This is a genomic window from Sphingomonas sp. URJC2, from assembly GCF_059803575.1.
On record NZ_JAPFGX010000001.1, the window covers coordinates 104,722 to 115,980 of the forward strand.

Below are 11,259 nucleotides of genomic sequence, written 5' to 3' on the forward strand. Positions count from 1 at the left end.
GGACCAAAGAAGGGGCGCAAAGCGTCCACAGGGGAGAGAGACATGACCAATCCGGGCTCCAGGATCGTCAGTTCCGTCGCGCTTGCTGCCGCGGGTCTGGCGGCCGCGACATATGCCGCCCCGCTTGCGGCACAGACCAGCGCCGCCACGCCGCCAGCGCCAGAGGCCGAGGATCAGAGCATCATCGTCACCGGCCTGCGCCGCGAGGAAAGCCTGCAGGATACGCCGGCGGCGGTCACCGCGTTCGATTCCCGGGCGATCCAGAATGCCGGGATCGAGCGGCCGGCGGACTTCATCGCGCTCACCCCCAACGTCAATCTGGTCGAGACCCAGAATGCGGGCAATGCGTTCGTCATCATCCGCGGCATCACCCAGAACCGCAATTCGGAGCCCAGCGTCGCGGTGATCGTCGACGGGGTGCAGCAGGTGAACCCCGCGCAGTTCAACCAGGACCTGTTCGACATCGCCCAGATCGAGGTGCTGAAGGGCCCGCAGGGCGGCCTTTACGGGCGCAACGCCATTGGCGGGGCGATCATCATCACCACCAAGAAGCCGACCGACAAATTCTCCGGCAACATCACCGCCGGGATCGACAATGGCTTCGGCTATTTCCTGCGCGGCGGGGTGAGCGGGCCGCTGGCCGACAATGTCGCCTTCCGCGTCGCCGGATCCTATTACAACACCGACGGTTTCATCCCCAACACCTTCCTGGGCGAGGATGCCGATCCGGTCGAGGATTTCTCGCTGCGCGCCAATCTGCTGGTCGAGGCGAGCGACCGGCTGACCTTCGACCTGCGCGGCTCGGTCAACCAGCTGCGCACACAGGGCCTTTATTACAACATCGTCGGCGATGTGAACGATGTCGCCGATGTGCGGGTGAACAATCCCGGCCAGAACGACCGCGATATCTACAATGTCTCGCTCAAGGTCGAATATGCAGGCGACAATGCGGTCCTGACATCGATCTCGTCCTACGACACGCTGCAGGAGATCCTGACCGGCGATGCGTTCGACTTTCTGCCGATTGCAGACAGCTTCTTCTTCAACCTGTTCGAGACGATCCTCGGCCCCGGCAACGGCTTCGACCTCAATCAAAGCCAGTTTCTGGACGTCAAGGCCTTCAGCCAGGAAGTGCGGCTGGCGTCGCCCGAGGATGGGCGGGCGTTCAACTGGATGGTGGGCGGCTATCTGATCGACACCCAGCGCTTCATTTCGACCGGCAACATGGTCGATACTGGCAATGGCGTGTTCCCGGTGTTCCGGACGCCCTCGACCAATCCGCTCAATCCGCAGTTCAGCTTTCTGTCGGACGGGCAGAATAACTTCGCCTGGGCGCTGTTTGCCAATGCCGGTTATGAGCTGTCGCCCAAGTTCCGCGTCGATGCCAGCCTGCGCTATGATCGCGACCGGCGCCGCCAGACGACGCTGACCCCGCAGGGCTTCCTGCCGGTGGTGCCGGGCGTGCCGCAGGCGCAGAGCGGTGAGGTGCGCACCGCCGTGTTCGACGACTGGCAGCCCAAGCTGACCCTGACCTGGGAGCCGAGCCGCGATCTGACCCTCTATGGCGGCTATTCGCGCGGCTTCCGCTCGGGCGGCTTCAACCAGACCGGCGTCGGTGCGGAGGCGGTCAACAACGCGATCGTCGGCGTCGGCGACATCTTCCGCGCTGAAACCGCCGACACGTTCGAAATCGGCGCCAAGGCCCAGCTCGGTCCGGTGCGGCTGGCGGGTGCGGCCTATACCACGCTGTCGAGGAACAGCTATTTCTTCGTCTTCCTTGCCCAGTCCTCGACCCAGAATCTCGGCAACATCCCCGAGACGCGGATCAACGGCTTCGAGCTGGAAGCAACCGCCGAAGTGCTGCCCAATCTCGACATCAACGCCGCGATCGGCGTGACCGACAGCGAGATCAAGGACTTTGCCGATGCAAGCGTGATCGGCAACGAGGCCCCGCAAATCTCGCGCTACACGCTGAACCTTGGCATGCAATATGCCGGGCCGATCTCGGACACGGTCGATGGCCTGTTGCGGATCGATTACCGCCGGACCGGCAAGACCTGGTGGGAACCGTTCAACACCACCGTGCGCCAGCCGGTCGACATCGTCGATGCGCGCGCGGGCGTGACGCTGAAGAATGGGCTGTCGATCACCGCGTTCGCGCAGAACCTGTTCGACGAAACCTATAACGCCGAATTCTCGCCGGGCGGTTTCGTGTTCCGCGCCCGTCCGCGCCGCTATGGCGCCGAAATCGGCTTCAAGTTCTGAAGGATCGCAGACATGACCAAGGTGCTGGTGCTCTATTATTCGAGCTATGGCCATATCGAGGCAATGGCAGCAGCCGTTGCCGAAGGCGCGGCGAGCATTGCCGGCACCCAGGTCACCGTGAAGCGCGTGCCGGAGCTGGTGGCCGATGAGGTCGCCAGAGGGGCGGGGATGAAGCTCGACCAGTCAGCGCCGGTTGCCACCCCGGACGAACTGGCCGATTATGATGCGATCATCTTCGGCACCCCCACGCGTTTCGGCAACATGGCGGCACAGATGCGCAACTTCCTCGACCAGACCGGCGGCCTGTGGTTCGCCCGCAAGCTGGTCGGCAAGGTCGGCAGCGTGTTTGTCTCTACCGCCAGCCAGCATGGCGGGCAGGAGACCACCATCACTTCCTTTCACACCACCCTGCTGCATCACGGCATGGTGATTGTCGGCCTGCCCTACAGCTTCGAGGGCAATGCCGAGATGGGCGAGATCAGCGGCGGCACGCCCTACGGGGCCTCGACGCTCGCCGGCAATGACGGCCGCCGGATGCCGAGCGACAACGAGCTGGCCGGCGCGCGCTTCCAGGGCGCGCATGTCGCACAGATCGCGGCCAGGCTGGCCGCCTGAATGTTTCAGGGACTGAGGGAAAGAGCATCATGACCAGGATCCTTGCCAACCGCCTGCACCACACCGCCTATGTGACCAAGGATCTGGAGGCCACGCGCGCATTCTATGAAGACGTGCTCGGCTTTCCGCTGATGGCCACTTATTGCGAAAAGGACGAGCTGTTCGGCAAGGAGCGCACCTATTGCCATGTGTTCTTCGAGCTGGCCGATGGCAGCGCGCTCGCCTTCTTCCAATTCGCCGATCCCGAAGATCAGGCCGAATTCGGCCCGGAAATGCCGGCCAGCCCGTTCATCCACATCGCGCTGCATGTCGATGCCGACGGGCAGGCCGAACTCGCCCGCCGCATCGCCGCCGCCGGCATCACCGAGCCGCAGACCTATGTGCTCGAGCATGGCTATTGCCGCTCGCTCTATGTCACCGATCCCAACGGCATGATCCTTGAGTTCACCCATGACGACGAGCGTGCCGCGGCGCTTGATGCCGGGCGTCGCGCCGGGGCCCATGCCGAACTGAAGCGCTGGCTGGCAGGTGATCACCGCAACAACAACCCGTTCCGCGCCGCCGAAGCTGCCTGAACCGGCGGGGAAGGGCTGCCGCCGATGCTTGCCGCCCGTTCCCCCTTGCATGCGGGCGCTGTGCGGCGGGGCCAGGTCGCGGTTGCTGGCGGCACCATTCCGTTCGTGATGGCGGGGGAGGGTGCGCCCGTCATCCTGCTCCATGGCTGGACGCTCGATCACCGGATGTGGCAGCCGCAGATCGCCGGGCTGGGCAGGGGGTTCCTGCTCGTCATGCCCGATCGCCGCGGGCACGGGCGCGCCACCGCGCCGGGCGATCTGGCGCGCGAGGCCGATGATGTCATCGCGATCGCCGATGCGCTGGGGTTCGACCGCTTTGCGCTGGTCGGGCTGTCGCAGGGCGCGGTGGTGGCGCTCGACATGGCGCGCAGGTTTGCGTCGCGCCTGACGGGGCTGGTGGTTTCCGGCGCGCCGCTCCCGTCCCTTGTTGCCCGCGACGAGACGATCGACCTGCCCGCCTACCGCGCGCTGGTGGCCGCAGGCGATGTGGCGGCGATGCGGCGCGACTGGGCGGCGCACCCGCTGATGCAGACCCACACGCCCGAAGCCGCCGCACGCGCCGCCGCGATGCTTGCCGATTATGACGGGCGCGATCTGCTCACGCCTTCCGATCCGCCGGCCCTGCCGCGCGCTGCACTCGAACAGCTTGCCGTGCCCGTGCTGGCGCTGGCCGGCCAGTTCGATACGCCGTGGCGGCGCGCCTGTGCCGCCGCGCTTGGCCGCGTTGCCGCGCATGGCCGCCATGCCGAGATCGCGGCGGCGGGCCATCTCGCCAATTGCGACAATCCGCAGGGGTTCGATGCCGCGATTGGCAGCTTCCTGCGCCTGTGTGCCACCCCCAAGGAAAAGCCCGCGCCATGACCATCCGTTTCCCGACCACCCATGTCGGCAGCCTGCCGCGTCCCGAGGCGCTGCTTGACCTCGTGTTCGCGCGCGAAGGGGGCGAGCCGGTGTCCGAGGCGGCGTTCGACGCGGCGGTCGAGGACGCGACGGCCTATGTTATCAAGCGCCAGATCGAGGCGGGGGTCAGCATCGTCAACGATGGCGAACAGTCCAAGCCGTCCTACGCCACCTATATCAAGCACCGCCTGTCGGGCTTTGGCGGCGAGGCGGGGCAATATGAGTTCCAGGATCTCGAGGAGTTTCCCGGCGCCAAGGCGCAGGTGTTCGGCAACAAGGGCCGCGCCAGGCGCTCGGCACCGGCCTGCACCGCGCCCATCGCGGTCATCGACATGGATGCCCCGCGCATCGATGCCGCGCGGCTGAAGCGCCTCGCCAACGGCCATGCGACCTTCATGTCGGCGGCGTCGCCCGGCGTGACCGCGTTGTTCTTCCCCAACCAATATTATGCGACCGACGAGGAATATGTGTTCGCGCTGGCCGAGGGGCTGCGCCACGAATATGAAACGATCGCGGCGGCGGGCATCACCCTGCAGGTCGATTGCCCCGATCTGGCGATGGGCCGCCATGTCCAGTTCACCCATCTCAGCCTCGCCGAGTTCCGCACGCGCATCGGCATGAACATCGCCGCGCTCAACCACGCGCTCCGCAACATCCCCGCCGAGCAGTTGCGCATGCACCTGTGCTGGGGGAATTATCCCGGCCCGCACCACTGCGATGTGGCGCTGAGCGAGATCGCCGACATCGTCTGGCAGGCCAAGCCGCAGACCGTGCTGCTGGAAGGGGCAAATCCGCGCCACGCGCACGAATACGCCTTTTTCGCCGACCATCAGTTGCCCGATGACAAGATCCTGTGCCCCGGCATGGTCGAGCCGCAAAGCCCCTATATCGAGCACCCCGAACTGATCGCCCAGCGCATCGGCCGCTATGCCGACCTCATCGGGGCCGACCGGGTGATGGCCGGGGCCGATTGCGGCTTTTCGGTGCACGCAGGCAGCAATGCGCTCGATCCCGAGATCGTCTGGGCCAAGCTCGCCGCCCTCGCCCAAGGCGCGGAGATTGCGCGCCGCCGCTTCTGACGACCGGCGGGCGCTCCGGAGGCGCTGCAACGGCCCCGCTGCCTTTCAGGACCTCCTCGACGAACAACTCGGTCCGCGTGCCCTCGCTATGAACCGTGAAGGTTCGGCAGGCGAGCGCGGGGCTTGCGGCCACGCCGTGCCCGGCCGCGACGCGCCGGCCGAGTTCCAGGCGGGCGACATCGTCTCCGCGTCGGGCCTGACGAAGTAGCCCGGCCAATGCGGGAGTCAGTGGCGGCAAGCCCCTCAAGACAGCTTCCGGTCCTGGCGCGCAGCCTGCGAGCAATGACGGGCAGCTAGCCCCATACGCAAAGGCAAAACCAGCGCGCCTCAACTGCCTGTTGTCCAGGCCGGTGTCGTTCTTTGCTTTCATCTCCCTGCGCGGTTCTGTTCGATAAACCTTGGCAGGTGCAATCCCGCTGGGATGCAGCCAAAATTCGACTGTGCGGCCATATCCATCCTCGCCGTGATGCCGAGATGGCCTAAGTCACCATGGGTTTTCACGCCCTGATTCAGGAGGCAGAACAAGCGGTCGTGGCTCAGGCATCTGTATCCCGAACGAACAAGGAGTTGATCCGATGACCGCCACCGAAAAGGCTTTGACCGAGGCTGATTGCGAGCGCCCTTGCGAGACGCTCCTGCGCTTGGGATCGGATCCCGGTTTCGAGGCTTTCCTTTCGGGAGAGGTGCGCACCGCGCCGGGGCCGAAGGGCCCGTTGCTCGCCTTTCCGCCTCGCGTCAGCGCCCTCAATCGCGGTTCGCTGCTGCCCTATATCGACGGCGAACTGTTCATCAGTGCGTCGGTCAGGGATCCGGCGCGCGTCCCGCAATTCGCTGCGCTGCACATGCTGGGCGCATTTCTCGTCGGGCCCGAGGTGAAAGCGTTCGTCGAAACCTTCACCTGCCCACAGTCCGAGTTCATTCCCGTGTCGATCGACCTTTCGAAGCGCGACTGGGACGAGCGCCGGGGCACCGACAAGATCGGCGGCGGCGAGATCATCCGCGGCCAATATCATATCTGGAACATTTTCCACCGGCTGGACCTGATCGATCCCGTGCGATCGACCGACAATCGCGCCGAGGGCCCGCTCTTGCGCCACGACCTGCCGGGGTCGCCCGAGCAGCGGATCACGTTCTATTCGTCTCTCGGGCCGCTCGTTCTGACCAGCTCACCTTTCGAACAGGCGGACGTCTTTCAACTGCTCGGTTTCGGTGGAGTGTTTGCCTCTCCGCGTTTCGCGGAGGCGGTCCGCGAGGCCGGCTTTCTCGGCTCGATCACCGAGGATCCCACCAAACGGATCCTGTTCGACCCCTTTCCGCTCGAACTGGCGCGCTGGGATCAGTGCTCGGCCAACTTTGGTCGTCGCCCACCGCTCAAAATCTACGGAACAGACATTGTCGTTTCCGACCAATTCGGACTGCCCTTTCGACATTCATATTCATGAAGGCGTGGAACTTCTGATCGATCTCTGCCGCCTGACAAGCGGTCGTGGCTCAGGCATCTGTATCCCGAACGAACAAGGAGTTGATCCGATGACCGCCGCCGAAATGGCTTTGACCGAGGCTGATTGCGAGCGCCCTTGCGAGACGCTCCTGCGCTTGCGATCAAATACTGGTTTCAAGGCTTTCCTGTCGAGGGAAGTGCGCACCGCGCCGGGGCCGAAGGGGCCGTTGCTCGCCTTTCCGCCTCGCGTCAGCGCCCTCAATCGCGGTTCGCTGCTGCCCTATATCGACGGCGAACTGTTCATCAGTGCGTCGGTCAAGGACCCGGCGCGCGTCCCGCAGTTCGCTGCGCTGCACATGGAAGGCGCATTTCTCGTCGGGCCCGAGGTGAAAGCGTTGGTCGAAACCTTCACTTGCCCCCGGTCCGAGTTCATTCCGGTGTCGATCGACCTTTCGAAGCGCGACTGGGACGAGCGCCGGGGCACCGACAAGATCGGCGGCGGCGAGATCGTCCGGGGCCAATATCATATCTGGAACATTTTCCACCGGCTGGACCTGATCGATCCCGTGCGATCGACCGACAATCGGGCCGAGGGCTCGTTCGTGCGCCATGACCTGCCGGGGGCACCCGAGCAGCGGATAACGCTCTATTCGGCTCTCGGGCCGCTCGTTCTGACCAGCTCGCCTTTCGAACAGGCGGACGTCTTTCAACTGCTCGGTTTCGATGGAGTGTTTGCCTCTCCGCGTTTCGCCGAGGCGGTCCGCGAGGCCGGCTTTCTCGGCTCGATCACCGAGGATCCCGCCAAACGGATCATATTCGATTCCTTTCCGCTCGAACGGGCGCGCTGGGATCAGTGCTCGGCCACATTTGGTCGCCGCCCGCCGCTCAAAATCTATGGAACAGACATAGTCGTCTCCGACCAATTCGGACTGCCCTTTCGACATTCATATTCATGAAGGCGTGGAACTTCTGATCGATCTCTGCCGCCTGACAAGCGGTCGTGGCTCAGGCATCTGTATCCCGAACGAACAAGGAGTTGATCCGATGACCGCCGCCGAAATGGCTTTGACCGAGGCTGATTGCGAGCGCCCTTGCGAGACGCTCCTGTGTCTGGCATCGAATCCGGGTTTCAAGGCTTTCCTGTCGGGAGAGGTGCGCACCGCGCCGGGGCCGAAGGGGCCGTTGCTTGCCTTTCCGCCTCGCGTCAGTGCCCTCAATCGCGGTTCGCTGCTGCCCTATATCGACGGCGAACTGTTCATCAGTGCGTCGGTCAGGGATCCGGCGCGCGTCCCGCAATTCGCTGCGCTGCACATGCTAGGCGCATTTCTCGTCGGGCCCGAGGTGAAAGCGTTCGTCGAACCCTTCACCTGCCCCCGGTCCGAGTTCATTCCCGTGTCGATCGACCTTTCGAAGCGCGACTGGGACGAGCGCCGGGGCACCGACAAGATCGGCGGCGGCGAGATCGTCCGGGGCCAATATCATATCTGGAACATTTTCCACCGGCTGGACCTGATCGATCCCGTGCGATCGACCGACAATCGGGCCGAGGGCCCGTTCGTGCGCCATGACCTGCCGGGGGCGCCCGAGCAGCGGATAACACTCTATTCGTCTCTCGGGCCGCTCGTTCTGACCAGCTCACCTTTCGAACAGGCGGACGTCTTTCAACTGCTCGGTTTCCGGGATGTATTCGTCTCTCCGCGTTTCGCCGAGGCGGTCCGCGAGGCCGGCTTTCTCGGCTCGATCACCGAGGATCCCACCAAACGGATCCTGTTCGACCCCTTTCCGCTCGAACGGGCGCGCTTGGATCAGTGCTCGGCCACATTTGGTCGTCGCCCACCGCTCAAAATCTACGGAACAGACAGTGTCGTTTCCGACCAATTCGGACTGCCCTTTCGACATTCATATTCATGAAGGCGTGGAACTTACGACCGGCTTTTGCGGTCTGTGAAGTTAGCTGCCGTCAATGTTGTGGCACTTCGTAGCGCTGGCAAGATAACAACCGGGCAAGCCGAATGTCGCGCGCGACCCGGGGCGACATGCTTGTCGAGGCAGCCCTGAAGAAAACGACGCCGTTGCAGCGCCTCAGAAGCGCCCAAGCCCGTTATGAGGAGCGCGCGCGAACCGCGCTCAAAAGGCGGTGGCGGAGACGGAGGGATTCGAACCCTCGGTACGAGTAATCCCCGTACGGCGGTTTAGCAAACCGCTGGTTTCAGCCACTCACCCACGTCTCCGGATGCGGCGGAAGCGGCGCTATAGCCGGGGGCGGCGCGCGGATCAACCGGGGGCGTGACAAACTTCGGCATGGCGCGTGCGGCGGGGATATTCACCCTCCAGACAGGTTGGGCTAGCTTAACCATTGGGGACGCCCCGGCAGCAGCCGGGGCAGGCATATGCACGAGACGGAAAAAGGGACGCAGGGCATGAAGATCACGCAGCAGGGCCGGCACGGCCTCCGGGCGGCGATGATGGCGTCGCTGGCGCTGGGCATCGCCGCCGCGCCGGTGGCGGGGGTGGCGCAGGTCAAGACCATCGACCCCAACAGCGCGATCGACGCCGATCTCGCGCCCCGCACCCAGCCGGTCCCGGCCCCCGCAACACCGCCGGCCGAGACAATCTATTATGGCGACACCAGCCCGCCGGGCCAGCCGGGGCCGGGCCAATCGATCCCGGCTGAGCCGGCTCCCCCCCAGCCGGGCGGCAGCGCCCCGGCGACACCCGCCGCGGTGCCGCCTTCGCCGAACGTCAAGGCGTATCGCGAGGATGATCTGATCGGCGCTGCCGAAGGGGTTTTCGGCAAGGGGGCCAAGGGCCTGGCGGACATTATTCGCAAGGTGTTGAAGGATCAGGGTGAGCCCAGCGCCTATATCACCGGGCGCGAGGCGGGCGGCGCGCTGGTTGTCGGGCTGCGTTACGGATCGGGCACGCTGTTCCACGCGGTCGAGGGCCAGCGCCCGGTTTACTGGACCGGGCCGTCGGTGGGCTTCGACGCCGGCGGCGATGCCGGGCGGACGTTCGTGCTCGTCTACAATCTGCACGACAGCCAGGAGCTTTATCAGCGTTTTCCGGCCGGGCAGGGAACCGCCTATTTCATCGGCGGCTTCACCGCGAGCTATTTGCGGTCAGGCGATGTGGTGCTGATCCCGATCCGGCTGGGCGTCGGCATGCGGCTGGGGGCCAATGTCGGCTATATGAAGTTCACCGAGAAGCAGAACTGGTTCCCGTTCTGACCGGCACCGACCGGGCCGGCGCGCGACGGAAACCGCGCGCCGGATAAAGGCTGTCGTCAGCCGACAAACCGCCAGCGCAGCGTTTCGCCGGCATGGAAGGGGACGACATGGGTGCCGCCGGCCGGCACGCTGTCCGGCACCGTCTGCGGCGCGCGTTCCAGCGTGATCCGCCCTTCATTGAGCGGCAGGCCATAGAAACGCGGGCCGTGTTCGGAGGCAAAGCCCTCCAGCCGGTCGAGCGCGCCTTCCTCTTCGAACACCGTCGCATAGCTTTCGAGCGCATAGGGGGCGTTGAAAATGCCCGCACAGCCGCAGCTGCTTTCCTTGGCATGGATTTCGTGCGGCGCGCTGTCGGTGCCGAGGAAATATTTGGGCGAGCCGGAGGTCGCCGCCCGGCGCAGCGCCAGCCGGTGCCGCTCGCGCTTGGCGACCGGCAGGCAATAGGCATGGGGGCGGATGCCGCCCGCGAACATCGCGTTGCGGTTGATGATCAGATGCTGGGGTGTGATCGTGGCGGCGATGTTCGGCCCGCCATCGGCGACGAAATCGACCGCATCGGCGGTGGTGATATGTTCAAACACGATCCGCAGCGCCGGGAAATCCTGCACCAGCCCGGTGAGCACCGAATCGATGAACGCCGCCTCGCGGTCGAAAATGTCGATATCGGCGTCGGTCACCTCGCCATGGATCAGAAGCGGCATGCCGATGCGCTGCATCGCCTCCAGCGCCGGATAGATGTTGCGGACATCGGTGACGCCGTGCGCCGAGTTGGTCGTCGCATGCGCGGGATAGAGCTTGCACGCGGTCAGCACGCCGGTTTCAAAGCCGTGCGCGATCTCGTCCGGATCGGCGTCGTTGATCATGTAATAGGTCATCAGCGGGGTGAAATCGGTCCCCGGCGGCAGCGCGGCGAGAATGCGGTCGCGATAGGCCGCGGCCGCCGCGACGGTGGTGATCGGCGGCTTCAGATTGGGCATCACGATCGCACGCGCAAACTGTCGTGCCGTATAGGGCGCGACCGAGGCGAGCATGTCGCCGTCGCGCAGATGGACATGCCAGTCATCGGGCCGGCGGATCGTGAGCCGGTCGATGGCAGCGGAACCGGCGGGGGCGGGGCGATGCTCTTCCTTTTCCATGTCGGCCTCCTTAACTGGTGC

General features: G+C 65.0%; 10 protein-coding genes and 1 tRNA gene. 9 read left to right on the plus strand and 2 right to left on the minus strand.

What is annotated here, in order from left to right; translation table 11 throughout:
• Positions 1 to 42 precede the first annotated feature (42 nt).
• The 8 genes from OPU66_RS00495 (at position 43) to OPU66_RS00530 (ending at position 8,786) form a co-directional block, all read left to right on the plus strand.
• Positions 43 to 2,265, plus strand: coding sequence for a TonB-dependent receptor (locus tag OPU66_RS00495; protein WP_498551640.1), 2,223 nt, complete (start codon positions 43 to 45; stop codon positions 2,263 to 2,265).
• A 12-nt stretch (positions 2,266 to 2,277) separates the two neighbouring features.
• The gene (gene wrbA / locus OPU66_RS00500; protein ID WP_498551641.1) at positions 2,278 to 2,880 is read left to right on the plus strand and encodes an NAD(P)H:quinone oxidoreductase; all 603 of its coding nucleotides are present in this window, start codon (positions 2,278 to 2,280) and stop codon (positions 2,878 to 2,880) included.
• Between the two features lie 29 nt (positions 2,881 to 2,909).
• The gene (locus OPU66_RS00505) at positions 2,910 to 3,455 is read left to right on the plus strand and encodes a VOC family protein (protein ID WP_498551642.1); all 546 of its coding nucleotides are present in this window, start codon (positions 2,910 to 2,912) and stop codon (positions 3,453 to 3,455) included.
• Positions 3,456 to 3,515: 60 nt separating this feature from the next.
• On the plus strand, positions 3,516 to 4,316 hold the full coding sequence (locus OPU66_RS00510; RefSeq protein ID WP_498551643.1) for an alpha/beta fold hydrolase: 801 nt from the start codon (positions 3,516 to 3,518) through the stop codon (positions 4,314 to 4,316).
• Entirely contained in the window at positions 4,313 to 5,434 is a 1,122-nt protein-coding gene (locus OPU66_RS00515) for a cobalamin-independent methionine synthase II family protein (protein ID WP_498551644.1), read from the plus strand. Before OPU66_RS00510 ends, OPU66_RS00515 begins: the two co-directional genes overlap by 4 nt.
• Positions 5,435 to 6,009: 575 nt before the next feature.
• Positions 6,010 to 6,876, plus strand: a complete 867-nt coding sequence (locus OPU66_RS00520) for a hypothetical protein (RefSeq protein WP_498551645.1) — start codon at positions 6,010 to 6,012, stop codon at positions 6,874 to 6,876.
• 88 nt (positions 6,877 to 6,964) lie between these two features.
• On the plus strand, positions 6,965 to 7,831 hold the full coding sequence (locus OPU66_RS00525; RefSeq protein ID WP_498551646.1) for a hypothetical protein: 867 nt from the start codon (positions 6,965 to 6,967) through the stop codon (positions 7,829 to 7,831).
• Between the two features lie 88 nt (positions 7,832 to 7,919).
• Positions 7,920 to 8,786, plus strand: a complete 867-nt coding sequence (locus OPU66_RS00530) for a hypothetical protein (RefSeq protein ID WP_498551647.1) — start codon at positions 7,920 to 7,922, stop codon at positions 8,784 to 8,786.
• Between the two features lie 227 nt (positions 8,787 to 9,013).
• Here OPU66_RS00530 and OPU66_RS00535 read toward each other — a convergent pair.
• A tRNA-Ser gene (locus tag OPU66_RS00535) sits at positions 9,014 to 9,106 on the minus strand.
• A gap of 189 nt (positions 9,107 to 9,295) precedes the next feature.
• Between OPU66_RS00535 and OPU66_RS00540 the strand changes: the two genes are divergently transcribed.
• Positions 9,296 to 10,102: a DUF1134 domain-containing protein gene (locus OPU66_RS00540; RefSeq protein ID WP_498551648.1), complete on the plus strand. Its 807-nt coding sequence runs from the start codon at positions 9,296 to 9,298 to the stop codon at positions 10,100 to 10,102.
• A 56-nt stretch (positions 10,103 to 10,158) separates the two neighbouring features.
• Here OPU66_RS00540 and pyrC read toward each other — a convergent pair whose 3' ends face one another.
• Complete coding sequence (gene pyrC / locus OPU66_RS00545; protein WP_498551649.1) at positions 10,159 to 11,238, minus strand: dihydroorotase; 1,080 nt, start codon at positions 11,236 to 11,238, stop codon at positions 10,159 to 10,161.
• Positions 11,239 to 11,259: the final 21 nt, after the last annotated feature.